The organism is Caballeronia sp. LZ019 (assembly GCF_031450825.1).
In the GTDB taxonomy this organism is placed as follows: Bacteria; Pseudomonadota; Gammaproteobacteria; order Burkholderiales; family Burkholderiaceae; genus Caballeronia.
The window spans coordinates 99,147-121,063 of record NZ_JARTVZ010000004.1 but is presented as its reverse complement, the minus strand read 5'-3'; the positions used below and the strand labels follow the sequence as shown (position 1 = coordinate 121,063).

Annotated in this window: 19 protein-coding genes and 1 pseudogene; 13 read left to right on the top strand and 7 right to left on the bottom strand. The window is 59.2% G+C overall.

The features are described 5' to 3' along the window. Positions 1-13: 13 nt before the first annotated feature. The gene (locus P9255_RS12340) at positions 14-1,342 is read right to left on the bottom strand and encodes an LLM class flavin-dependent oxidoreductase (RefSeq protein ID WP_309789617.1); all 1,329 of its coding nucleotides are present in this window, start codon (positions 1,340-1,342) and stop codon (positions 14-16) included. A gap of 272 nt (positions 1,343-1,614) precedes the next feature. Between P9255_RS12340 and P9255_RS12335 the strand changes: the two genes are divergently transcribed. From P9255_RS12335 to P9255_RS12300, 8 genes and pseudogenes are all read left to right on the top strand, one after another. Further along, on the top strand, positions 1,615-2,808 hold the full coding sequence (locus P9255_RS12335; protein ID WP_309789616.1) for a porin: 1,194 nt from the start codon (positions 1,615-1,617) through the stop codon (positions 2,806-2,808). A 170-nt stretch (positions 2,809-2,978) separates the two neighbouring features. Next, positions 2,979-4,625 carry an ABC transporter substrate-binding protein gene (locus P9255_RS12330; protein WP_309789615.1) on the top strand — a complete coding sequence of 549 codons (1,647 nt, stop codon included), beginning with the start codon at positions 2,979-2,981 and terminating at the stop codon, positions 4,623-4,625. 723 nt (positions 4,626-5,348) lie between these two features. Then, a pseudogene (locus P9255_RS12325) lies at positions 5,349-5,717 on the top strand (Crp/Fnr family transcriptional regulator); the annotation flags it as partial. A 582-nt stretch (positions 5,718-6,299) separates the two neighbouring features. Then, entirely contained in the window at positions 6,300-7,541 is a 1,242-nt protein-coding gene (locus tag P9255_RS12320) for an SGNH/GDSL hydrolase family protein (protein ID WP_309789614.1), read from the top strand. 915 nt (positions 7,542-8,456) lie between these two features. Then, positions 8,457-9,512 carry a nucleotidyltransferase domain-containing protein gene (locus P9255_RS12315; protein ID WP_309766946.1) on the top strand — a complete coding sequence of 352 codons (1,056 nt, stop codon included), beginning with the start codon at positions 8,457-8,459 and terminating at the stop codon, positions 9,510-9,512. Between the two features lie 712 nt (positions 9,513-10,224). Continuing rightward, entirely contained in the window at positions 10,225-10,392 is a 168-nt protein-coding gene (locus P9255_RS12310) for a DUF3717 domain-containing protein (protein ID WP_309789613.1), read from the top strand. A gap of 90 nt (positions 10,393-10,482) precedes the next feature. Further along, complete coding sequence (locus tag P9255_RS12305; RefSeq protein WP_309789612.1) at positions 10,483-10,986, top strand: hypothetical protein; 504 nt, start codon at positions 10,483-10,485, stop codon at positions 10,984-10,986. Positions 10,987-11,540: 554 nt separating this feature from the next. Next, positions 11,541-12,275, top strand: a complete 735-nt coding sequence (locus tag P9255_RS12300; protein ID WP_309789611.1) for a Crp/Fnr family transcriptional regulator — start codon at positions 11,541-11,543, stop codon at positions 12,273-12,275. 889 nt (positions 12,276-13,164) lie between these two features. On the opposite strand, the gene P9255_RS12295 is transcribed toward P9255_RS12300, so the two are convergent. From P9255_RS12295 to P9255_RS12285, 3 genes are all read right to left on the bottom strand, one after another. Beyond that, positions 13,165-13,779 (bottom strand): GNAT family protein, encoded by a 615-nt coding sequence (locus tag P9255_RS12295; protein WP_309789610.1) that lies wholly within the window; start codon positions 13,777-13,779, stop codon positions 13,165-13,167. Between the two features lie 175 nt (positions 13,780-13,954). Continuing rightward, on the bottom strand, positions 13,955-14,458 hold the full coding sequence (locus P9255_RS12290) for an adenylate kinase (RefSeq protein WP_309789609.1): 504 nt from the start codon (positions 14,456-14,458) through the stop codon (positions 13,955-13,957). A 108-nt stretch (positions 14,459-14,566) separates the two neighbouring features. Then, positions 14,567-15,151, bottom strand: coding sequence for a hypothetical protein (locus P9255_RS12285; RefSeq protein WP_309789608.1), 585 nt, complete (start codon positions 15,149-15,151; stop codon positions 14,567-14,569). Between the two features lie 236 nt (positions 15,152-15,387). Here P9255_RS12285 and P9255_RS12280 point away from each other — a divergent pair, with 236 nt between their 5' ends. Next, the gene (locus tag P9255_RS12280) at positions 15,388-15,999 is read left to right on the top strand and encodes a Pycsar system effector family protein (protein ID WP_309789607.1); all 612 of its coding nucleotides are present in this window, start codon (positions 15,388-15,390) and stop codon (positions 15,997-15,999) included. 9 nt (positions 16,000-16,008) lie between these two features. After that, positions 16,009-16,968 (top strand): adenylate/guanylate cyclase domain-containing protein, encoded by a 960-nt coding sequence (locus tag P9255_RS12275; RefSeq protein WP_309789606.1) that lies wholly within the window; start codon positions 16,009-16,011, stop codon positions 16,966-16,968. Between the two features lie 594 nt (positions 16,969-17,562). Here P9255_RS12275 and P9255_RS12270 read toward each other — a convergent pair. From P9255_RS12270 to P9255_RS12260, 3 genes are all read right to left on the bottom strand, one after another. Beyond that, positions 17,563-18,456 (bottom strand): HAD-IA family hydrolase, encoded by an 894-nt coding sequence (locus P9255_RS12270; protein WP_309789605.1) that lies wholly within the window; start codon positions 18,454-18,456, stop codon positions 17,563-17,565. 92 nt (positions 18,457-18,548) lie between these two features. Next, complete coding sequence (locus P9255_RS12265; RefSeq protein WP_309789604.1) at positions 18,549-18,893, bottom strand: hypothetical protein; 345 nt, start codon at positions 18,891-18,893, stop codon at positions 18,549-18,551. A gap of 13 nt (positions 18,894-18,906) precedes the next feature. Further along, complete coding sequence (locus P9255_RS12260; RefSeq protein ID WP_309789603.1) at positions 18,907-19,905, bottom strand: AAA family ATPase; 999 nt, start codon at positions 19,903-19,905, stop codon at positions 18,907-18,909. Positions 19,906-20,400: 495 nt separating this feature from the next. On the opposite strand from P9255_RS12260, the gene P9255_RS12255 reads away from it, so the two are divergent. From P9255_RS12255 to P9255_RS12245, 3 genes are all read left to right on the top strand, one after another. Beyond that, the gene (locus P9255_RS12255; protein ID WP_309789602.1) at positions 20,401-20,970 is read left to right on the top strand and encodes a hypothetical protein; all 570 of its coding nucleotides are present in this window, start codon (positions 20,401-20,403) and stop codon (positions 20,968-20,970) included. Positions 20,971-21,107: 137 nt separating this feature from the next. Further along, entirely contained in the window at positions 21,108-21,533 is a 426-nt protein-coding gene (locus tag P9255_RS12250) for a hypothetical protein (protein ID WP_309789601.1), read from the top strand. A gap of 93 nt (positions 21,534-21,626) precedes the next feature. Continuing rightward, on the top strand, positions 21,627-21,911 hold the full coding sequence (locus P9255_RS12245; RefSeq protein WP_309789600.1) for a hypothetical protein: 285 nt from the start codon (positions 21,627-21,629) through the stop codon (positions 21,909-21,911). Positions 21,912-21,917 lie beyond the last annotated feature (6 nt).

Here is a 21,917-nt window from a genome sequence, read left to right as displayed (position 1 = left end):
GCAGCGGCATCGATCAATGTCCGAAGTAAGAGTTCGCGGGACGCGCGAGACCATAATGGCCGCGCAAGGTCGCTGCGTCGTATTCGCGCCGGAACAAGCCGCGCTTTTGCAGGATCGGCACGACATGTTCGGTGAAGATGTCGAATTGCGCGGGAAGCACGGGTGGCATCACGTTGAAGCCGTCGGCGGCGCGGCTCTCGAACCAGTCGGCGATGACATCGGCGATCTTCTCCGGCGTGCCGGACAGCGTGTAGTGTCCGCGTGCTGCTGCGAGTTGCCTCAACAGGGCGCGCAACGTCGGGCGCTCGCGCGCGACCAGTTGCGTGATGACCGCCGCGCGGCTTTGCGCGGCCTGAACGGTGGACGGATCGGGGAAGTCATCGACGGATAGCGGATGATCGAGCGGCAGCTTCGAGAAGTCGTATCCGCCGAAGCGGTTCGACAGGCGGCCCAGGCCAACGCTCACGTCGGTGAGCGAATCGAGCTCGTCGAGCAACGCGCTTGCTTGCGCTTCGGTCGCGCCGATTGCCGCACTGATGCCGGGCAGGATCACGATGTCCTGCTCTCTCCGCCCGAGCGCCGTCGCGCCCGCCTTGAGTTCCGCGTAGAAGTCGATCGCCGATTCCTTCGTGAGATGCGCGGTGAACACGGCTTCAGCATGGCGCGCGGCGAACGCCTTGCCCGTCGCCGACGAACCCGCCTGCACGAGCACCGGATGCCCTTGCGGCGGCCTCGGCACATTCAGCGGACCCGCCACGCGATGAAATTTGCCCTTGTAATCGATGCGCCGCACGCGCGACGAATCGAGGAAGCGGCCGCTCGCAACGTCATCGATGATGGCGTCGTCGGCCCAGCTATCCCACAGTCGCGTGACCACTTCGAGGAACTCATTCGCGCGTTCGTATCGCTCGGCATGCTCGATCTGCTCGTCATAGCCGAAGTTCGGCCCCGCGCCGCCGACCCACGACGTGACGATGTTCCAGCCGATGCGCCCGCGCGATAGGTGGTCCAGCGATGCGAACTGCCGCGCGAGGTTGAACGGCTCCGTGTACGTGGTCGATGCGGTTGCGATCAGCCCGATGCGGGTCGTTGCCTGTGAGAGCGCCGCGAGCGTCGTGAGCGGTTCTAGCGCGCCGGACGCGACGAACTGCGCGCCATCGCCCAGCGCGAGGGAATCGGCGAAGAAGACGGAATCGAAGAGGCTTCGCTCGGCTTCTACAGCGAGATGGCGGAAGTAGTCGATATCCGTGAGCGCCCGACGCGTCGCGCCGGCATGACGCCAGCCCGCTTCATGATGACCGCGTCCGTGAACGAAGAGATTCAAATGGAGATGTCGGGCCATGAGCAGACGTTGGTTCGGCAAGATGGGCGGACCATTCTAGTGCAGCGTTTTTCAAGCGCTAACCAACGAGGTTTCATATCGATATCACACGCGCATTGCCGACCCGATGCTTTCGCTTGCGCACATCGGTTGCTTTCGACAAATGCTTCGCATTGCAAATCGCCTCGCCGGCACATTACAAATCAGGATTCGTTCGTTCGGCATCGGTATGCGCGACCGTAAGATCGCCTTCCTCTAAAAACTCGTGGTTAACACGTACAAAAAGGAAGCAAATGAAACGAGTCGCACTCGCCAGCGCCGCTGGCTTGATGGTCGTCCTTCCCGGGATTGCTCAGGCGCAAAGCTCAGTTACGCTCTACGGGTTGATCGATGCCGGCATCGCCTACACGAACAATCAGCGCGGGGCATCGAACGTGCAGGCGACCAGCGGCAAGCTCAACGGCAGCCGCTGGGGCATCAAGGGCGTCGAAGACCTGGGCGGCGGCTATACCGCGCTGTTCACGCTGGAAAACGGTTATCGCGTCAACGACGGCACGCTCGCGCAAGGCGGACGCGAGTTCGGCCGGCAAGCGTATGCGGGCGTGGGAAAGAAAGGCATCGGCACGCTGACGCTCGGGCGTCAATACGATCCGAACACCGATCTCGTCGCGCTTTTCGCGGGGCCGGGGTTCTGGTCGCCCGCGACGCATGTCGGCGATAACGACAATCTGAACCAGACGTTCCGCATCAACAACGCGGTGAAGTTCAAGAGCGATACCATCGCGGGCGTAACCGTCGATGCACTATATGCCTTCAGCAATCAGCCGAGTAACGGCGCGGGCGCGGGCTTCGGCAACAACCGCGCGTGGGGCGTATCGGCAAGCTACGGGCGCGGGCCGTTGTCGCTCGGCGCGGGCTATGTGCGGCTCGATCATCCGAATGCGACGACGAACACGAGCGGGGCGATCGGCGGTGCATCGACGACGACGGGCGATGACTACAGCGGCGCGCTCTTCTATGGCCTCAACGGTGGCGTCGCGCGTCAGCAGATCACCGTGGCGGGCGGAAATTATGCGATCGGATCGCTGGCGACCATCGGCTTCGCGTGGAGTCATACGCAACTCGACTACAACGACGGCTCCTCGCGCAAGTTCAATAACTACGACGTCAACGGGCGTTACAGCCTGGCTCCGGCGACGACGCTCGTAGGCGTCTACACGTTCACGGACGGCCGCGCTTACAGTCTGCCCGGCACGAACGGCGCGACGCTGAAGCCGCGCTGGCATCAGTTCACGCTGGGCGTCGATTACGCATTGTCGAAGCGTACCGACTTGTATCTGTCGGGCGTCTATCAGCTCGCCGCCGGCGACGCATCGACACGAGTCGGCGCCGGCTATCGAAAGATCGCTGCTATCGCCGACGCGGGAACTGCGTCGTCGACGAACCGGCAAGTGGCGGCGTTCGGCGGCGTGCGGGTGAGGTTCTAAGCGAGTCGTTATCGCGTTGAGGATCGATGCCCGCGTTGATGATCGATTGGGAGCCATGCATCGACCTTTTTTGCAGCGACGGAATATGTGCGTAACTTCTTCTGTTGGTAAAGTACGCGATCGAACCCGCCCTGACGCGGGATGACAACCCTTCTCGTGCCAAAGCGACAATGCCGACAATCGCCGCAACACGCAGTTCATGGGCCGCGCCGATGCGCGCGGTCGCCCTCTGCGCGCTTACCGCCCTTGCTGCATTCAGCGCCGCGCCGCAATCCGCGCAAGCAGCAAGCAAGACGCTCGTCTTCTGCTCCGAAGGCAGCCCCGCCGGATTCGATTCCGCGCAATACACGACTAGCACGGACTTCGACGCCGGCGCGCACGCCGTCTTCGACACACTGGTCGAGTTCAAGCGCGGCACGCTGGATCTCACGCCGGGTCTCGCCGAGACCTGGGACGCGTCACCGGATGCGAAGACGTTCACGTTCCATCTGCGTCATGGCGTGAAGTTTCAATCGACGTCCTACTTCGAGCCGACGCGCGACTTCAATGCGGACGATGTCGTGTTCACGTTCAGACGCATGATCGATCCGAACGAGCCCTTTCAGAAAGCGCATCCGGTCAGCTTTCCGTATCTGACCGACCTCGGCTACGACAAGAACATCGCGTCGGTCGAGAAGGTGGACGATTACACCGTGCGCTTCACGCTCAAGACGCCGGACGTCGTGTTCGTGCGCAATGTGGCGATGGAGTTCGCGTCGATCGTATCGGCGGAATATGCCGCGCAGTTGCTCAAGGCCGGCAAGGTCGAGGACTTCAATCAGAAGCCCGTGGGCACGGGCGCGTTTGTTTTCCGCGATTACCAGAAGGACTCGACGATTCGCTACGACGCGAATCCGACCTTCTGGAACCGCAGGGACGTGCACATCGACAAGCTCGTGTTCTCGATCACGCCGGACGCTGCCGTGCGCGAACAGAAGCTCGAGAGCGGCGAATGCCAGATCACGTCGTTCGCGCGGCCGGCCGATATTGCGAGCGCGAAGAAGAAGCCGAATCTCGCGGTGCTGTCGGGCGTGGGCTTCAATGTCGCTTACGTCGGTTACAACACGACGCACAAGCCGCTCGACAACGTGCAGGTACGTCGCGCGCTCGACATGGCTATCGACAAGCAGGCGATCATCAAGTCCGTGTACGAAGGCGCGGCGACGGTCGCCACTAATCCGATGCCGCCATCGCAATGGTCGTATAACAAGGCGCTCAAGGACGCCCCATACGATCCGGCACGCGCGCGAGCGTTACTGAAAGAGGCCGGCTTCCCCGATGGCTTCGCCATCACGCTCTGGGCCATGCCCGTACAGCGTGGCTACAACCCGAATGCGCGGCTAATGGCGCAGCTCATTCAAGCGGACTGGGCGAAGATCGGCGTGATGGCGAGCATCGTGAGTTACGAATGGGCTGAGTACAACAAGCGCGCAAAGACTAATGGCGAGCACGACGCCATCCTGTACGGCTGGCTTGGTGACAACGGCGATCCCGACAACTGGCTCGGCACGACGCTCGGCTGCGACGCCGTGCACGGCAGCAACATGGCAAAATGGTGCAACAAGCAGTTCGACGATCTGCTCGCGAAAGCCCGGCTTATCACCGATCAGAACGCGCGCACCAAGCTTTACGAAGAAGCGCAGGTCGTCTTCAAGGACCAGGTTCCTTACACGCCGATCGCCCACGCGAACACGTTTCAGCCCATTTCCAAGCGGGTGCACGGATACTTAATCAGTCCGCTGGGCGGACATCGATTCGACGGCATTACGCTTGAATAACTGGGAAGCGCAAGCTTCCGTCGTCGTGGTATCTCGTCGGCAATGTCCGGCTTGTAGCTGACGAGCAGGAGCCTGCGCGCTGGACGACGCTTCGCGCTAGGCGAGGCTTACTACGGGCAAGATGCGTCGCGCTGTTCTGGGGGGGCTGCGCCAGCGTCCGTCAGCGGCGCTCTTGACGTATTGTTTTGTTGCCAGGATAGCCCGCCGTGCACGGAACTCAATGTAAATCTGTTTGGTTGAAACCGGACCATGATTCGGCCGTTCATGTGCGATACATCGATTGCGACGACCTCAATGAGATCATCGTTAGCCGGGCGGTCATCGGACGGACGATGATCGCTCTCGTGTGCCGGGGAGAAGCCGACCGGGCCAACTGTAATGCTCGAGTGTCATGCAAGGAGCGGACGGATGGGCTGCGTCCATAGCAGGCGCCTGTAAAACGCTCGTGCCCGAGCGGGGCACGCGTTGAAGCACCCAGCGTCCCTCCAGCAATGAGTCAGCTGAACTTTTGTCGATCTCATCGACGATGTCCTCCTACCATTCGGCAATTATTTTAGGCAAAATCGGCCGTGTTGCGTTATCACCGACTTCGTGGGGCGAAGACCTTCCGGTTGTATTTGTATCACCGCGGGACCGGCACCGCAGGGCACAATCGGCGCTGGATTCTCCGTTACTTGTCAGATCGGGTAATCGCCTTCTACCGAACGATTGATCTAACCCCTTCTGCGTCGCGTTACGCCGCGCTACATGCAGACCTTGTTGATGCAAGTAGCCCAGACGGCGGCATGCAACCGTCACCATACGCTGAGAAAACAGCTTTGCCGTTGGCTGCTTATCCAAGACTGCACGCGGTCGGACGACATGCGAGCAACGCAGCAAATGATCGCTGACATGCTCGGCGTGCGCCGTTAAGGGGTTACCGAGGCTGCGGGGAGATGGCACGACGCCGGACTCATCCACAACAGCCACGGTCGCATCAAGGTGCTAGATCGCGTCGGCCTGGAGGCAAGCGCGTGCGAGTGCTACGGCATCGTCAAGCGTGAGTTTGATCGGATGCTGCCGAGTATGCGCCAAGCGGAGGCGCTGGCGTGACGGAGGCGACGGCCTGCATCTCATTTGGTTGGCGAGGGCGCCGGCGATCCGATGCGCCCTTCAACGAAGGCCGATGCGCAGTCCTAGTCGTAGATGCCGGGGCAATGTGACGGGACCGATTCATTCATCGAATGGCGTGTCGCAATTCTCGAACGCCGTGCGTCTGCATGTTGACCCGGTGCATCTGCTTGCAACGTTGCGCGGAGAAGTCATCGGCGGGACGCGGCCGCGTTAGGTGCTATCAGCTGCAACCGCGCGTCGAAGGCGCTCCCGTGCGCGGCGGCCACCGTCACCGCTTGAAATTACAATGCTTTCATCTGGTGCATTCGGCGAAGTATCAACGCTTCGTCCAGGCGAAATCGACAGACGCTCACAAGGACGAATTTGCCGCCCGAGCTCGGTTACGTAATCAAATACGGGTAAACGATCTTTTCTGTTATATGCCCATGCACCATATTGGTTCGGTGTCCGACCGATCCCCGGCGTGACCAACAACGAGTCTGGAGAGCACGAATGCGAAATCGTTCACTTCCGAGGCTGTTTGCTCACGCGGTTGCGCCGCTATTGGCGATCGCAGCGCTGATGTCTGCGCCCGCTTCCTTCGCGCACGATCAGCGAGATGGCGATGTGAGCGACGGATGGCTATCGACTTGGACCGCGAGCGCCGACCGCAACAACAACATCACGACGCCGCAGAACTTCAATGCGGCGACGACGATCCGGCAGATCGTGCATACGAGCGTCGGAGGCAATCAGGTGCGCGTGCGGCTCACCAATGAGTTTGGTCAGTCGCCGGTCACCGTTGGCCCGGTTCACATTGCAGTATCAGCGGGCGGATCGAAGATCTACCCAAACACGGACAGGACTCTGACGTTCGGCGGTAAGACCTCCGTGACGCTGTATGCCGGCGCGCCGATACTTAGCGACCCTCTCGATATTACAGTCGGGCCGTTTGCGAACCTTGCGATCAGCCTGTTCCTACCGCAAGCGACTAAACTTGAGACCGTGCATCAGCTTGCAGTGCAGAACGCCTACGTATCGAGTGGCGACAACACGGCCGCGCCAGACCAGCCTTCGCCCAAGGCTTACACGAACCGCTTCTACTTGTCGGGCGTGCTCGTTAACACGCGCGGTCATACGGACGCCATCGTCGCATTCGGCGACTCCATCACCGATGGCTACTCCTCGACGGTCAACGCGAATCGCCGTTGGCCGGACAACCTCTCGCGGCGGCTCAACAGCGGACAGTCGCGTCACGGAACGGCCATTCTCAATGAAGCAATCAGCGGAAACAGAGTGCTGAGCGATGGCGCCGGGGTGAGCGCACTCGCACGCTACGACCGCGACGTGCTGAGCCAGCAAGGCGTCAAGTGGGTGATCATGCTGGAGGGCATCAACGATATCGGCTGGCCGGGCACTGCGCTTGATCCATCAGCGCCTCAGGCCACGGCGGAAGGAATCATCGACGGCTATAAGCAGATCATCGCACGCACGCATCTGCGGGGCATTCGCATCATGGGCGGCACCCTCACGCCTTTTCGTAATGCACTGCAAGGCACGCCGAACGAAGGCTATTACACGTCTCAGAAGGAAGCGGTGCGGCAGGCCGTCAACAACTGGATCCGCAATAGCCGCGAGTTTGATGCCGTTGTGGATTTCGATGCCGTGATTCGCGACCCCGCGCACCCAATCTCGATGCAGACGCAATACGATAGCGGCGACCATCTGCATCCGAACGATGCCGGGTACGTTGCGATGGCAAACGCGATCGACCTGTCGGTCCTGCGCGGTCGGGACAGGGATAGAGACAACGACCAACAATAATCCAGCTTTGCATCGTGCAGTGAGACCAAGGCCCCGCCACTAGCAGGGCCTTGGTTGTTCTTGAGGTGCCTGCTTAGAATTCGCGAAAGCGATCGCTCCGGGTGCCAACGGTTTCCACTTAGCGTTATATGTCGGGACGTCATCGAGAACACCGGCAATTCCGGCGAAGGCTGCGCGACCATGTAGGTGGCGAAAGTCGCCACCCAAAGCCGACGGTCGGCGCTTCGCGGTTCCAACGGCAGGTAAGACGGGAGAATCAAAGAGGATCTGAGAGTAATTCCAACCCAGGCCGGTTTCGCAAACCGTGCTCACGAACTTTAGCCTCTGATACAACTGACGGCTTGCGCCGTCGCGCTTATCCGTCGGCTCCCCTGGTTCAAACGGGACTTTGGTGCCCGCCGCCCTGAATGCCGCGGTCTCGACCTCGTGCCTCGGCGATGCAAAAAATTCCCGACGGCTTCTTGCAGTTCACGGATGAAAACTTTGCTTCAACCGTCGAAAGTTCATCGTTGAACAGCAAGTAATTAGGGGGCACCGATGGAGAGATTTCATGGCTAATTCCTGACGCATGAATGCTGGCTAAGGCCGAACCGCTGTTTCGGGAAGCCTTCAAGATTCTGCACTGTTGAAGTGCTGAGCGATCCTCATGGGGCGGTGTGCCCTTAGGATCGCTGATGAACTGCAATAAGGGGCGGGAAGTGCGACCACACCGAGCGTGCCGACGAATGCCCCTTGCGAACACGCACGACGGACTAACAGTGCTGAGCCGTGCACTCGCCCGCGAGACTGCTTTGCGCCGCGGGGGCGCCCGATGCGTCGAAGAGGACGCGCCGCGCGCGCGTTACTATACTAAAAACGAAATGTATAACAACACAATTACTATACAAAACGCGTTTTGTATAGTAATGTCCTTCGATGAACCCGCTACTGCACACCGAACTCTCCCTCGGGGCTCAAACCGCATATTCTGAGCTCTTCGAGCAGACCCGCGTCTTCGAACTGGAGCGGCTCGCGGGACTCAAAGGCTCTTTCGGGAGACGCAATATCCGCGGCCGCGAATACGCCTACTTCAGCTTCAAAGACATCGACGGAAAGCTCCGCATGGCGTACGTCGGCCCGATTGATGATCGGATAAACGCCCTCATCGAGCACTTCGAGCAGGTGAAGGCCCCGAAGAAGCTTGCGCCTGTCGCGCAAGCGGCGATCGCGCTGGGCTGCACGGCTGTCGTCCCGAAGCACTTCCGCATTCTCAAGCAGCTTGGGAATTACGGCTTCTATCAGGCCGGGGGGGTTCTGATCGGCACGCATGCCTTCGTCGCGATGGGCAACCTGCTCGGGGTGCGTTGGACACAAGCCAACCAGACGTTGGACATCGACTTCGCGCACGCGGGCAACAACATCTCCGTCGCGCTGCCGGCAAGCATGAACATCTCCGTGCACGACGCACTGACGTCGCTGGAGATGGGCCTGCTGCCGATCCAGCAGTTCGGCGGTCACGCCGGCGGTCAGTATCAGAACCCCAAAGATCCCGAGCTTCGACTGGATTTCGTCACGAGTCGGGGTCGCAATGACGAGCCAGTCGTCATGAAAGACCTAGGCCTCACGCTCGAACCGCTGCGCTTTATGGAGTACTCGTTGGAAGGCACGACGCAAGCCATCGTGCTTAGCCGTGAGGGGTCGGTCATCGTGAACATCCCGGCTCCCGAGCGCTATGCGGTTCATAAGCTGATCGTTCACGGTCTCCGGCCCCTTGCCGAGCGACCAAAGGCGGTGAAAGACCTTGTTCAGTCCGCCGCGCTCGCCCAGTGGCACATTAAGAACGGTCAGCAGGAGGTGTTCGCAGCCGCCTGGGCAGACGCGGTGGCTCGCGGTCCCAGTTGGAAGAAGCACGCCACGGCCGGCCGCGACGCGCTGCTTCAGCGTTATCCAGACCTTGCCTCACCCTCATTGTGGGAGATGCCGCCCGGATGACGCCAGCATTACTGGCTACCGGATGGCGTACTTGCGCCCTGTCCGCGTCCGACCGGGGACAGTACGAAGCCAAGCCACGCGGCAGCGGGCAGGAATGGGCATGGCAAAGGTGCGCGGATGCAGCGGCCACCGATGCGATGCCACGCGGCACCGTCCTTGTACATCGGTCCTTGTACATCGGCAGAAAGAAGTAAGACAGGCGTGCAATCGAGGACGATCTCGCCTTGCGGGTCGCAGCGGAGGTCAAGGGCGACCTGCTCTGCGCAGGCTACTTCTTCGTCGAGGGCGGCAAAGACGCGCACGAGGATGTGGCGTTCCCGCTTGTGCACGCAGTCTCTGCTATCAGCGAGCATTTCGGCGTCAACGCCGAGACGTTGGAGCGCACGCTAGAACCCGCGAACGTGGCGGCGCTCAGCTCCGCAAGGGACGCGGAACTGGCTTCGTTCCTTAACGACCATCCGGAAATTAGCCGGCGCCGAAGCAATCCGCGAAAAGCATGGAAACGTGCAGGCTGTGTTGGCTGCGGAATCGGCCATCGAGTTGCGAGGCGAAGTAAGGCACTAGCACCGTGCCGCCCAACGCTTAAGGCCAAATGAGCGTCGGTGATGCCCGCGCGTCCAGCCATTGGCCACTCGCCCGACAAACCATCACCGCCGCCGATCGCTGACAACGCGAGGGGCAGCGAAGAGTATCATCCGCGTTTGACCGAGCAATGGCAGCCGGCAGGATGGACGAGTACACAATCGTTGATATTGAGAACGCCATCAACTACTGGCGATCGCGGCAGGCGGCGACGGATGACTTCGCGGTCTGCCCAAGAGCAAGGGTACTGGCCGACGCCTACGGAGCGATGATCTATCATCAACGGGATCGCATTTAAGCCAGAAACCTGACGCCAGAGCAAAATGAAGCGATAGGTCTTGCGCTCGCCCAGAAGGAACTTTCTTGATCCCGACGAGAGGGAGCAAACATGTCGAACGCCGTTAGCGCCTTGGTGTGGGTCAACGCTGTCGCCGGTGGTGGCCGCGTCGAAATCTATTCGCGAGAAGTGTCCAGGGCGGACGCGCTGCGCATGTTCGCCTCAGCCAGCAGCGACACGCGGGCTTTCGAGGAAGACCTCACCGACTGGGTGGCAACGGAGATAATCGGCGACGTTCTATACGCGGGCTATTTCTGCCCTGAGAGCAAAGGCTTAGACGAGGAAAAGCAAGTCTCGTTCGTGCTCGTACATGCTTGCGACGCCATCAGCAAGCATTTCGGCATTGATGCTAGAGTCCTCGAAAGCGCATTGCGGCCAGAGAATTTGGCGAAGTTGGCCACCGCACGGGACGCAGAGATCGCATCTCTTGTCCATGATCTTCCCGAACTCACGAAGGACGCCGAGGCCGTGCGAGAAAAGCATGCGTCCGTGCAGGCGGCGCTTGCCAACGAACTTGCAAAGGCCATCGCTGCTGGCAAGATCACGTCCCACTGAGCGTCCCAGGCGACGAGGACCGCACTCGCACCCGGGCTGTGCAAGTTTCTTCTCCTGTTTTGCATCTTCTATCGACGCCGCGCTATGAGGACAGTTGTCGAACTGATCCAACGCGCTGACGGCTAGTTCAGCTAGTTCGACGCGGCGCCCGTCCTCACCAGTTTTGATTCCCGGCTGCAACGTTTTGCGATTTGCCCCTTATGGGGAGATCGTTCTTCTCGAGTGTCTAAGCAGACCGTCGTTGCAAACGTTAAAATGCCGGGCGACTTTTTGCAATACGTTCATTCGGCCCGGATGGTCCCAATCCGTTGGTTTCATAGCTGAATCGAAATTCACTGGCGCGCCCCGTCGCACTCCCCTCGCCGGTCATTTGGTATGAGCGTTGGCACGGCTCTCGCTTATGTATGACCACGCACAAAAAAAACAGCCAGCACTGTCTGCGAGCGGACAGCGCGAGGGTGCACGGGGCCGGCCAGTCCTTCAGCGAAGCCAATCGCGATCGAGAATCGGGCCGGAAAAAGCAGAGCGCAACGCGCATAGACCAACGAGAGAGTATGTTGACCCTTCAGTCGGACCTTCACGGAAATCACTTATTAGGCGCGCTTCCCAGAAATGAATGGCAGGCGATCGCGAGCGACCTAGAGCTCGTTCAACTGCGCGCGGGGCAATTGCTTTGTGATTCAGGCAGACGCATCCATCACGTCTACTTCCCCACTACCGCTGTCATCACGCTCCTGCACACGATGGAAGATGGTGGATGCGTCGAGGTAGCTGCCGTCGGCCGGGAGGGAATGACAGGTGTACCGGTGCTGACGGGCGGCGACACGATGCCAACGCGCGTTCAAGTGCAAAGCGCAGGGTCCGCTTATCGTATGAGCGCCAACGCGCTGCGTGAGCATTTCGGCCGTTCGGATCTTCTGCGGCGCGTGACGCTGCTCTACATGCAGGCCTTGTTGACGCAAGTCGCCCAGACGGCGGCATGCAACCGTCACCATGCGCTGAGCAAACAGCTTTGCCGTTGGCTGCTTATCCAATCAGACTGCACGCGGTCGGACGACATGCGAGTGACGCAGCAAATGATCGCTGACATGCTCGGCGTGCGTCGTGAAGGGGTCACCGAAGCCGCAGGGAGATTGCACGACGCCGGACTCATCCACAACAGCCGCGGCCGCATCAAGCTGCTAGATCGCGCCGGTCTAGAGGCAAGCGCTTGCGAGTGCTACGGCATCGTCAAGCGCGAGTTTGATCGAATGCTGCCGATTATGCGCCAGGCGGAGGCGCTGGCTTAATCCGGGCGAAGACCCGTCTTCTGATTGAAATGGCAGGGGCGCCGACGACCGAATACGCCCCTTCATCGATGCGTTACGCTGAAACGTTCCTGGTTGAAAATGCCGGTCGGGTGTGACACGCGCTTTTGGACGTTATCCGGAGTGAACAACGAGGAACGCGAGAAGTCCTACGCTTGACAACGCCAGCTAGTCGCTAGCCTATGTAATGAGCCGTGCAGCCCCTGTTCGGCCGTTTCGAAGGAGAGTCAGGATGGGCTTCAGTGTCAACGCAGGGACTATCAAATTCGAGCATACTCGCCGTGGCGTCAACGCTACCGCGACGATCGTGGCTGAGGACGGGACTCAGGCTGGTCAGATTCATGATGTCGCGAGATGATTGTCACGGACGTCATGTTTGTGTCGGCCGAAGCGCGAATCGCATTTGTTGCGGAGGCCCGACGCGTGAATCCGGTAGTTCTTGGTCGCGCCGACCACAGCGACGATGTCTTTGCATCGGAGTACGCACGAATGCTTCTCGCAGGAGCGGACAACGTCCTACTCTAGTATGTGACCGTCTCCGCATCAGCGGTCTTTATTTGGTGGCGCACTCGATGGGTCCGGTGGCCCGCACTCCATTCTTGTACGGCAGTACCTCCGCTGGCCGCATATCGTGGCGCAGCCATTGTCGGAGGTTGGCAGCGCGAAGACGATTAGTTGCATCTATGCAGCGTCAACTGAGGAGCAGCCATTGATGTCGGCGAATGGCTGAAACCGACCCATTAGGGACAGTGGCCGATCTCCAAAGCAGCCGTTCAGACAGGACGTCTCAGTTTCGCTCGGTCAGCGGTTTCGCTGGCCGGATATCAATCGATGGCGATCGCGGTCACCACGGCGCGCCCCGCCCAGTAATCTAGATAACTGTATTCGGCGCTTCTGTTGAGCGCGATAGCTTGGCTTCCAGCGTTGCTTTCACATCAGGCCATTCGGCATCAATGATGCTGAACCGCACCGAATTCCGCTTGCGGCCGTCAGGCATGATCCGCTCATGGCGAACGATACCTTCTTGCTTTGCACCGATGCGCAATATCGCCGCCCTCGATTTCTCGTTCAGCTCATCGGTTGTGAACTGCACGCGAACGCATTGCATTACTTCGAACGCATATTTCAACAGAAGGTATTTCGCCTCAGTGTTTGCCGCCGTTCGTTGGACGGACTTGCTCAGCCAGGTGTGGCCGATTTCGAGCTTCCTATTACCCCTGTCAATCTTCCAAAAGCGTGTGCTGCCGACGATGCGGCCGCTGTCACGAGCGATAACCACGAACGGGATCACGTGACCTTCGTGAAGCCCCCGCAATGCTGTAGCGATGTATGGGTCGATAGTCAACGGCCCCGGCACGACGGTCACTTTCAAGTTCCATAACTCGCCGTCTGCCGCAGCGTCGATGAGCCGGGGCGCGTCTTCGAGTTCGAGGACGCGAAGATCAATGGTCTTACCAACGAGAGTCGGCCGACGTGTGTCGTTCATAACAGTGAGTGAAGTGAATTGACGATCCGCTGCAAGGTGCTGCCTGCTCGACGACGTCAAAAACAAGCTTGCGATGAAGCAGCGGCGATGACTCAGATTGTCGGCGATCTAACGCCCGCCGTCGATCGGCCGTTCCTGGCCGGTCTCAGTCTGCGCTTTCAGACGAGCAGGTGCGTCACCGGGCCGGAAACTTTCCTTCGGCGAGTAACGTCACCTCTGCCCGGGTTCGCAGTGATATCTTGTCCAGCGAGAAAGCAGTGAAGAGCGCCTCGTGTGCCGCATACGAACTCGAGCCAGTGCGGGATCGATATGTCTGCGCCCAAGACACCAGTTCGGCAAAAGACTGGGGAGTCGCTCCACCACGCATTCCTCGTCGGCGAATATTTGCGACGCATTCCGATTCAGCGAGGTCGATCCACAGCAGTGCGGTTGCGCTTGGAAGAATGTGGGACGCGATCCAGCCATAGATCCCTTCTATAACCCACCGCTCCTCGCTAGCTGCATTGCGCGCCATTGAGATAACCTCTTGCCGTTCGCGAGCAACACCGTAGCCACCAGGCTCCCAGTTGGACACGTCGAGATCGATCCAGTTGCCCCCTGTAAGCGCGGCGAGTCGCTGCGACATCCAACTCTTACCCGAACCCGAGTTCCCGATCACAACGGTTCTTGTGAGATTCATGAGCCGTGGCCTTATTGTTCGTCGGCCTAGATTGTCAACGATTGGCCGGTAGCTGTCAACCGTCTCCTGCTGGCCGCTTCTCGCCCTCACTGAGCCTCGTTACGACGATTATATGGATTTACGAGCGCACGTGAGGTAAAGGAATAGCCAGCAAGCTAAGCCACCGGCCGCACCGATAGGCGCAACGAGTCCGCGCACAACGCCAATCTGGAAAAAACTTAGGTCGATGCGATGGTGCGGTAGAAAAGCAAAGACCGCCCAAAGTCCCAACGACAGCGAAACGCCCAAAGATACGAAGTAAAACCAGTGCCTTATTCCAAGGTGCTTAGCAAGCAGCACCCCGGCGGCGTAGAAGGGAAAGATCGGTAAAGCGAAAATCATGAGGCCCATTAGGGCAACGCCGACCTCAGCTTCTACGAACCGTACAAGTCTATCTTCGAGTAGAAACGAAAATGGATGTCTAGCCGCAGCAGCAAGCGCCGGCATATACATCATGGCGCCGGCAATCATGCCGATCAGGTAAGCGACGATGGACCGGCCCAAGGTGATAAACCTTCCCTGCTTCATCAGCGCCTCTAAATCGTCACCAATCTTGATCTTCGTCGAGATGCCTCTCTGAATTATCGATGAAGTCCAAGCTGCCGCCGCGAAATTGGCAAACCTGCAGTCTACTGGAAAGGCGCGACCGCTCAAATGTCAACAATCTAGCTGCTGTTGTCGAGTGACCGGTTGTGGCCGCGTGCTGCCGGACGTGGCCGGCGCTAGACGACCCGCTGCAGCCTGTCGCACGGTCGCGCATCGAAGGGCGGCTAAAAGAGTGATCCGGTCACACAACCCCCGACCAGTGACATGGCACGTGTGCTGGTGAGAGGCGGCCTCCATGCGCGCTGAGTCGTCGAATCGACGACTCCGCTGAACTTTACACTAGAATGCTGCAGGCAAACGCAATTTCTCAGAATGAGCACGCTGTTGAAGTCGGCCACGGTCACTCTAAATATATGGCAAAAAACGATCAGGAAGAGCGATTTGAAAAGCTCATGTCTGCAAATCTTTCGCGAGTTGTTGACTTCATCAAGTTCGCAGAGGCAAAGAACGCCGCGCTACTGACTTTCTGTTCGGCATGGCTCTTGGGTATCGCAAACCTATTGACATCAGGCAAAAATCTACCTGAATTTTTGAGTAATGGACTACACCTTTCGTTTGTATTCTTTGCCGCAGGCGCACTGTCAGCCGTTCTCTCTTTTCTTCCCAAGCTATCTATTCGCGCCTTCACGAAAGTACCACCGTCCGATAAGAATCTCTTGTTTTTTGGAGACATCGCTTCCACGGATATCGATGCCTTCGCGCAGCGAGCACTTGAAAAGTATCGCCCTAAGGCTGACCGCGCGTTCACCGAAGAATATCTCATTGATCTGAGCCAGCAGATAGCCGTCAACAGCCGGATCGCCGTTCGCAAAATGTGGCACTTTTCATGGGGTGCCCGGTGGGTGATGTGCGCCCTTTTTTTTCTCGTTGCTCCCGCCGTTGGCGAAATCATTTAACCGTTAAACATGAACCTGAAAGAGCTGCGCGCAGACATCGCTTCCGAAGTCGAAGCAATCCTCGCAATCGATTTCGTCGTCAACGTGACAAACACGCAGTACGTGCCCCATTCAGACGACGCAGCGATAACCTTTCCCAACTTGGACGCGAAGCGCCAGTCAAGCAAGGTGATTGAAACATGCGTCTTGTATATCGACATTAGGCGTTCAACGGAACTTAATCTGCAACATCGAGCACAGACGGTTTCAAGGCTTTATTCGTCATTTGTTCGAGCAATGGTTCGCTGCGCAGAGCAGTATAACGGACACGTTCGGGGCATTATCGGAGATCGTCTTATGGTCCTCTATGATGTTGAGGACTGTTTCAGCAACGCGGTACATACAGCCTTTGCGATGAACACAGTTGCCAAGCACATCATCAACAAATACTTCAAGCGTAACGAGGTGGAATGCGGTATCGGTATCGACTTCGGGCGCATGCTTGTCACCAAGACGGGATTTCGCCGCCATGGCGTCCAAAGACATAATTACAGGTCGCTGGTGTGGCTCGGGCGTCCTGCAAACGTCGCCTCTAAGCTCACCGACATCGCCAACAAGGGCGCGACGTATCGCGACGAGCCTGCTGTCCATGTGGGACGCATGTATGGCAGTGAGGCCCTCTGGACAACCGAGCCAGTTGAAACGTTTCTGCCAAAGCTAGAAGTCGAATATCTCGGGACTGGAAGGCTGTTTAGACACTCGGACGCTTACGTTTTCGGCTTTTTCCCAACGACACGACGTGTGGCGATAACTCCGGATTCGCCACCTATCTTGATGACTCGCGTCGTATACGACGGCTATCGTAGCAAGAACCCGACAGCGAAGAGCATTGTGAATAACTGGATCAAGCGTTGTGATGTCATAGTCCCCGGATATTCAGATGTGGTCTTCGGCGGGGACGTGACATTCGTTGAACTGCAGGGTCCGTGACCGCGCTGGACGCTCACTTTCTAAGCAACCACTAGCTGCTGCTACAGGCGCTCAAACAGCGCCGCCCGGCTCGCGATATTCGCCGCGCTGAAGCTGACGCTTTTTTTAATTTTGCCGTCCTAATGTCGGGAACTTACCGGACATTTGCCGTCGCACAAATTGAACGACACATTGAATTCTGAAGCTGTCTCCCGAACGCGCATGAGCAATCGTCCGCCAACGCCGAATTGCGTGCCCAGCTCCTCCGTCGGGTGCCAGGGGATTGCGGCCGTTCGAACGGCAAGGTTCCCCGCTCGTTGAGCGGCAGGTTGTGGCCGATCCCCGAAATTGGTAGGACGCGCGGCTCGCCGCCGAACGCGCCGACAGGCGAGCTTCCCTTGCCGACCCACTCCGGACCGACGCCTTTCTCCGAACCGGTCAGTCAGCGAAAGCCACGTTTCGCGAATTGAAGAGCCATCGGCCGTGCGAATCGTAGCGAACGTTTTACGGGACTAGGCCACGCGAGAACCACCGGGCTGATCCATGTCCACCGTGACATAAAGCAAAGGGTTTTTTTGGTTAGCGGTCGCGCAATTCGTTTAACAAAGCCGCGGGTTAAGTTTGAATTCCTTGTACCGCGTCACGCCCGAGGCGAATCGCGCGTAGGCCGGCACGCGTCGCGCCGTAATAATCTGAGGTCAGTGAGTCCCCAATCATGAGGGTGTTTTCGGGGAGCACGCCCAGCCGATCACACGTCCACTCAAAGATCTTCCGATCCGGCTTCAGGTGACCAACCTCGAACGACCACGCATAGACGTCCAACTCGAAGGGCAGCAGGGCCCGAAGCGGGGCCGCATACGGCATGGCGAGATTTGACGCGATTGCGAGCTTGATGCCGCGCTCGCGAAAGCTGGTCAGCACGTCAATGGTCTCGGGGTAAAGCTCGATGCTGGCAAGCTCCGCAGCGAGGTCGGCTTCCAGCGCAGTCATCACTTCGGACCGCGGGGTTAGTCCCAATGCCTCCGCCCCTGCACGCAGGTCGAGGGCTTTCGTCATGACGGTCTTCCTCGCGGGCCAGAAGTTTCGTCTTTCGCCAAGATTGAAAAGGCGCAGAAACGGCTTGCGCAGGTTTGTGATCCGGCAGAGCGTCCCGAACGCATCAAAAATGACGGCCTGCACCTCGGTGTCAAGCTTAACGTCGGCAAGACTGGACACGGCTGGTGGCAACTTCTTCGTCGCCTCGATGGCTTTCGCCTCTCGAAATTCAGCAATGGCGTTGCGTAGTCGCGTCGCGTTCTTTGGCGATTCGAGCAGGTGCAGGGTTTCCCGCATGCTAGGCATACCTTTTTGGGAGAAATGCACCGTCAGACGAGCGCCCTGCGGAATCCTTTGAAGAACGCCAATCAGTTCGGCGGCCGTCATCGCTGTTCCATAGCCCACGGCGACTTCCTTCAAAGCGCGAAGATTTGGTTTGGTCAAGACGTGATCCTCATTTGAAGGCGTGGTCATCTAATCCGTCTTCGAGACTTTGAATGCCCCGATACGTTGCGTATGGCGTTCGGCGAAAAGGTGCAGCGCGCCATCGAAGTCGAGAAAGGCGATCATTGCGCCTGCTCCGCGTTTTGTTGAAAGTCACCGGCGGGAGGGTACGTGCATGTTTTCAGCCGTTCGACCCACTTCTCCCAATCCCTGTGGGAGGCAACCGTCCACTTCGTCTGAATGAGGCACGCCGCGCAGGTGAAGTCCTCTGTGAACGCGTTCCTGACGACCGTGGGCAAGGCGTCGAGCACGATAAAGGATTCATCCTTCGTGCCAACGCGTGTGCGGGCGAATTGCAGACGGGCGAGTGCCGGATAGCCGTCGAGTAGCGCGTCCATGACCTGGTCGCGCATCTTCGCCATCTGTTCGTCCAGCGCATCCAGATTCAGATCCAGAATGTCCTTCACGGTGGTGCGCTCCTCAATAGAATCCAATCGGGCGGCGGTGCTCGCTGCCATACTCCCCCTGCATCTTCGCGGCATGGGCCGGAATGGAACGGATGGACACGGCCGACTCACCGGCCTGCAACGTGCGGCCGACCAGAACCCGCAGCATGCGGTCGATGTCCCGGCCGGTTCCGAGCTTTTCGCACAGGGCGTCGAGTACCTCGTCCGGTAACGCGCCGTCAATCTGCCTAGCAACGGCCGGATTGTTTTCCAGCAGTTCGCCGAACATGCGTGCAACGACCTCGCGCAATTCATCTTCCGACAGTGGGCGAATCTGGAAGACGTTGAAGCGCGACAGCAGCGGCGCACGAATGGGCTCCAGCGAGTTCGCGGTGGCAACCCAGTTGATGCGTGACGCGTCAAAATGCACTCCGGGGAGAGCGGCATCGAAGAAGCGCTCCGCCGTACGGCGCTCCAGCAATGTGTACAGCCCATTGAGCGGGTCGTAGCCTTGGTGGTGCCCATGCGCTTTGTCGATCTCGTCAAGGACGAGGATCGGATTAATGTACGCGCTATTGGCAAGCAACTGGAACACCGCGCCGGGTTCGCTATTCGACCAATGCCGTTCCGTTCCGGTCAGAAACGCCGACGTCTGGACGTTATTCACGGAGGCTACCTGAGACGGCACGCCAAGTAGTTTTGCCAGCTCAAGGCAGAAGGTGGTCTTGCCCGTGCCGGCTGGGCCGACGAGCAGCAGCCGCGCGAACGACAGCCCATGCCCGGCGGCACGCGCAAATGCCATCTCGGCGGACAGGAAATCTACCGCTTCGGAAAAGTTAGGGTGCCGTTCGGCAAGTGTTCGAAGTCCAGCCTGTACGCCAGGGGTGAGCTGCGCGCCGAAGCGTTTGTTTGCGTGCTCCAGCAGGAGTCCGGCCCACTGCTTCAACTTTCGCGCTTCGTCGCGATCTGGGCTCCCCCGCTTCGCGATGCCAATCAACTCGCGGAGATCCAGAAAATTGATACGGTCTTGCATTGCGTTCTCCTGGTGTTGCCGTTGTGCCTTAGGCCCTTAGTCGGCCGCGTGGGCAGAACATCGCGTCTTGACCCACAGACCATCGATCAGCGCGCCGGGTGCGCCACGTCTCGCAGGTGGTCATGCTGGCCGCTTCGGCTGCTTGGACTAGATTTCGTTGACGGGCAGCGAGGTCGGCGGCATAGAAGCGGATGGCTCCGGATTTTTCTTTCACCTGCAGCGCCACGACTTGGGATGATCCGTTTTCGGCGGTCTCGCTTGCAGCTTGCGGCAGAGGTCGTTGAGCAACCCGGCCCAGCCGTCGCCGCAGTGGCCCCCCCGGTAGCTGAACGGGGCATGCGGGTGACTCTGCTCCGTGGCGGAGAAGATGAGGGGTGACGCTCACGCAGAAAGGCGGATTTCGCAGGGCTCATGGGTGCTCCGACGGAGAGGCTGGACATCAGGCCGGACTCGAAATATTATATTTCGTCATGTAGTAATATTAATCAGGCAGGGATGGGGTTTGTCAACAGCGATTTCGTTTCGATGGATCATTTCGGTGGAGAGAGCGGGATGCGCCAAGCGTTCGACATAGATCAGGCACGGCTTGCCGTGCGTGTTGGCGGGATACGCGCGGCCAACGTGCGAGCGGCGTATGGAAACTACTTTTACGTCGAGTTCGTGACCTGTGCCGGCGAGGCCGATCTCGTGACAACGCGGCAGCGCGAGCTAAGGGCGTTCCGGGATGCCGGTCTGGCGCTCAAAGCGCTGCACGAAATTGGCATCTTCGCAGCCCAGGTGTTCATGGAAGAGTGGGAGCCCAGCGCGGGCAAGCCGCCGGCTTGGGCGCGGCCCGACAAGTCGGTGGCCTTGAAAGAGACCCACGAGCGGGCTCATGCTGATGTAGCCCTCGAGCAGAAGGTCAAAGATGCGTTGGCAGATGCGCCGGCCGGCGCCGATTTGCTCGCGAACGCTGGTCTCGTCGCCGTGCTGAAAGAAAAGGTGGAGAAGATCGAAGCCGATACTTTCGATTTGCAGGCGACCATCGATGCGGCTATCGAGAAAGCAGGGCCGAATCTTGAGTGACTGCCAGACGATTACTTGCCCACCGCCGGACGCTGCGCATGCCCTGTGCTAGACCAGCCTCTTGCGTGCGGCAGGGCCGTCGGGTCGGATTCGCACAGGCTTCGGGCCGTGGACAAGCCGATGTCAGAACGGTTTGCGTGGAACTACCGATCGCTCCCAACAATGACAGACAGGGGAGCAAGGTCCTTGCCGTAGTGGTGCATAAGTGGGCGTTTCGCCCGATGTTCGTTGGCCGTATGTCAGGAGTGGCTAAGTATGCAGAAGCGGTGTTATTCGTTACGGATTCGACGGTGCCCGAGCACGTCGCCGCGTACTTGGGTATCACCAAGCGTCTCAACGGCGCATATCGGCTGAAGAACGGCGACACGGTAACGCACATAAACTGGGTTCCGCTCGGCGGCGTCCCTGTCAACGTGCGGCGCGAGATTCCTAGCCCCTATAGGAGATTTTTCGACCGAACACCGACGCGGCCGGATGGCAAGGACGAGCAGCGGAAGCTCGCAGGCCGCCTCCTGCGCGAAGGCGGACATTATCGTCAACGCGTGCGGCGCGCGCGATATTGACCAACACATAGCTGACAAGCTGATCGCGGTTGCCGGGTTCGACCGGCGGGGCGTAAAACCATTGCCGGACGAAGCAAGCCTGTCGAGCGGGTCGTGTTTCGAGCCTTGGATAAGGCCTCGCTGAGGGTTGCACTCGCGCCGTCGGCTCGCAGGAATAACGATGAGGGGGCACTCGTCCGACTGCGAGATGTGGGCGAATGCCGCTACTTCGCCGAGGGCATTGTCAACGGATTAGAGGCGATTCAGATGCTCGCGCTCGTGATCAAGCGCGAACTCGAGATCCGCGACTTCAAGCCTAATACGTACTACGTTCCGAAGTTCAAACTACCGGATGGCGTCGTGCTCACCTGGAAACGCCGCATCGAGGGCGCAGACTAGCGCGGG

Excerpts from the sequence above, each read along its gene's own strand:
- P9255_RS12340 (WP_309789617.1), bottom strand. The coding sequence starts at position 1,342 with ATGGCCCGACATCTCCATTTGAATCTCTTCGTTCACGGACGCGGTCAT.
- P9255_RS12335 (WP_309789616.1), top strand. The coding sequence starts at position 1,615 with ATGAAACGAGTCGCACTCGCCAGCGCCGCTGGCTTGATGGTCGTCCTT.
- P9255_RS12330 (WP_309789615.1), top strand. The coding sequence starts at position 2,979 with ATGCCGACAATCGCCGCAACACGCAGTTCATGGGCCGCGCCGATGCGC.
- P9255_RS12320 (WP_309789614.1), top strand. The coding sequence starts at position 6,300 with ATGTCTGCGCCCGCTTCCTTCGCGCACGATCAGCGAGATGGCGATGTG.
- P9255_RS12315 (WP_309766946.1), top strand. The coding sequence starts at position 8,457 with ATGAACCCGCTACTGCACACCGAACTCTCCCTCGGGGCTCAAACCGCA.
- P9255_RS12310 (WP_309789613.1), top strand. The coding sequence starts at position 10,225 with ATGGCAGCCGGCAGGATGGACGAGTACACAATCGTTGATATTGAGAAC.
- P9255_RS12305 (WP_309789612.1), top strand. The coding sequence starts at position 10,483 with ATGTCGAACGCCGTTAGCGCCTTGGTGTGGGTCAACGCTGTCGCCGGT.
- P9255_RS12300 (WP_309789611.1), top strand. The coding sequence starts at position 11,541 with ATGTTGACCCTTCAGTCGGACCTTCACGGAAATCACTTATTAGGCGCG.
- P9255_RS12295 (WP_309789610.1), bottom strand. The coding sequence starts at position 13,779 with ATGAACGACACACGTCGGCCGACTCTCGTTGGTAAGACCATTGATCTT.
- P9255_RS12290 (WP_309789609.1), bottom strand. The coding sequence starts at position 14,458 with ATGAATCTCACAAGAACCGTTGTGATCGGGAACTCGGGTTCGGGTAAG.
- P9255_RS12280 (WP_309789607.1), top strand. The coding sequence starts at position 15,388 with ATGCTGCAGGCAAACGCAATTTCTCAGAATGAGCACGCTGTTGAAGTC.
- P9255_RS12275 (WP_309789606.1), top strand. The coding sequence starts at position 16,009 with ATGAACCTGAAAGAGCTGCGCGCAGACATCGCTTCCGAAGTCGAAGCA.
- P9255_RS12270 (WP_309789605.1), bottom strand. The coding sequence starts at position 18,456 with ATGACCACGCCTTCAAATGAGGATCACGTCTTGACCAAACCAAATCTT.
- P9255_RS12260 (WP_309789603.1), bottom strand. The coding sequence starts at position 19,905 with ATGCAAGACCGTATCAATTTTCTGGATCTCCGCGAGTTGATTGGCATC.
- P9255_RS12255 (WP_309789602.1), top strand. The coding sequence starts at position 20,401 with ATGGGGTTTGTCAACAGCGATTTCGTTTCGATGGATCATTTCGGTGGA.